At 47.8% G+C, this 1,331-nt stretch carries 1 protein-coding gene; it reads left to right on the forward strand.

Annotated features, from left to right (window positions below; genetic code table 11):
• Positions 1 to 68: 68 nt before the first annotated feature.
• Positions 69 to 1,073, forward strand: a complete 1,005-nt coding sequence (locus tag LLF79_RS26780) for an IS110-like element IS4321 family transposase (RefSeq protein ID WP_000427623.1) — start codon at positions 69 to 71, stop codon at positions 1,071 to 1,073.
• The last annotated feature ends 258 nt before the right edge of the window (positions 1,074 to 1,331 follow it).

Consider the following 1,331-nt stretch of genomic DNA (forward strand, 5'->3'; position numbering starts at 1 on the left):
TTAATGAGATGGTCACTCCCTCCTTCCCGGTACTATGCTGAGGACAGGCTTTCATTCGGAGAACTATCATGGAAAACATTGCGCTCATTGGTATCGATCTGGGTAAAAACTCTTTCCATATTCATTGCCAGGATCGTCGCGGGAAGGCTGTTTACCGTAAAAAATTTACCCGGCCAAAGTTGATCGAATTTTTGGCGACATGCCCCGCTACAACCATCGCAATGGAAGCCTGTGGCGGTTCTCACTTTATGGCACGCAAGTTGGAAGAGTTGGGGCATTCCCCAAAGCTGATATCACCACAATTTGTCCGCCCGTTCGTTAAAAGCAATAAAAACGACTTTGTCGACGCCGAAGCTATTTGTGAAGCTGCATCGCGTCCGTCTATGCGTTTTGTGCAGCCCAGAACGGAATCTCAGCAGGCAATGCGGGCTCTGCATCGTGTCCGTGAATCCCTGGTTCAGGATAAGGTAAAAACAACCAATCAAATGCATGCTTTTCTGCTGGAATTTGGCATTAGCGTTCCCCGAGGAGCTGCCGTTATTAGCCGACTGAGTACCATTCTTGAGGATAATAGTTTGCCTCTTTACCTCAGCCAGTTATTGCTGAAATTACAACAGCATTATCACTATCTTGTTGAGCAGATTAAAGATTTGGAATCCCAGTTGAAACGAAAGTTGGACGAAGATGAGGTTGGACAGCGCTTGCTGAGCATTCCCTGCGTCGGAACACTGACAGCGAGTACTATTTCAACTGAGATTGGCGACGGGAAGCAGTACGCCAGCAGCCGTGACTTTGCGGCGGCAACAGGGCTTGTACCTCGGCAGTACAGCACGGGAGGTAGGACGACATTGCTGGGAATTAGTAAGCGAGGTAATAAAAAGATCCGAACTTTGTTGGTTCAATGTGCCAGGGTATTCATACAAAAACTGGAACACCAGTCTGGCAAATTGGCCGATTGGGTCAGGGATTTACTGTGCCGGAAAAGCAACTTTGTCGTCACTTGTGCTCTGGCAAACAAGCTGGCCAGAATAGCCTGGGCCCTAACGGCACGACAGCAAACTTATGTAGCATAACGGCAGAAATACACCGGTTTAAAGAATTACTGATCTGGTTTTGCGAATACTGATATTGATGATACTAACGGCCCACCGGCCTGTTGAGGAACCTGTAAAACGGAAAGGCTCATTGAAGCCGTATATTTTCTGGAGGTTCATCAGGCGCGGAACTCATCAAGGCGCGGGAATAAAATCCCATTCAGACGCCGGATAGATTCAAGCAAGCCAACTTGTCGTCAAAATCGGTGTTGCAAAAACGGGAGTGACCATAGATTC

Source organism: Enterobacter cloacae complex sp. 2021EL-01169 (assembly GCF_020733125.1).
GTDB lineage: Bacteria > Pseudomonadota > Gammaproteobacteria > Enterobacterales > Enterobacteriaceae > Enterobacter > Enterobacter roggenkampii.

Coding starts and splice junctions, on each gene's coding strand:
- LLF79_RS26780 (WP_000427623.1), top strand. CDS start 69: ATGGAAAACATTGCGCTCATTGGTATCGATCTGGGTAAAAACTCTTTC.